Raw genomic sequence first — 274 nt, 5'->3', positions numbered from 1 at the left:
TTCCGCAGTAGCTCAGTGGTAGAGCAATCGGCTGTTAACCGATCGGTCGCAAGTTCGAGTCTTGCCTGCGGAGCCATTGCTTTATTGCTTTGCTTCCATAGCTCAGCAGGTAGAGTGCTTCCATGGTAAGGAAGAGGTCACCGGTTCGAGCCCGGTTGGAAGCTTACTTTTGTAAGCCACTTAAAAGTTTAATAGATAGGCCCCTTGGTCAAGCGGTTAAGACACCGCCCTTTCACGGCGGTAACACGGGTTCGAATCCCGTAGGGGTCACCAT

The 274-nt window shown here is 51.8% G+C and carries 3 tRNA genes; all 3 read left to right on the top strand.

The features are described 5' to 3' along the window. Nucleotide 1 precedes the first annotated feature (1 nt). A tRNA-Asn gene (locus RG959_RS24115) sits at nt 2-76 on the top strand. 15 nt (nt 77-91) lie between these two features. Beyond that, nucleotides 92-164 (top strand) — tRNA-Thr (locus RG959_RS24110). A gap of 34 nt (nt 165-198) precedes the next feature. Beyond that, nucleotides 199-273: transfer RNA gene (locus RG959_RS24105), tRNA-Glu, on the top strand. Nucleotide 274: the final 1 nt, after the last annotated feature.

It is taken from the genome of Domibacillus sp. 8LH (genome assembly GCF_038806185.1).
Classification (GTDB): Bacteria; Bacillota; Bacilli; order Bacillales; family Domibacillaceae; genus Domibacillus; species Domibacillus indicus_A.
The sequence above is the reverse complement of the archived record's forward strand: the minus strand, read 5'-3'. Positions and strand labels throughout refer to the sequence as shown.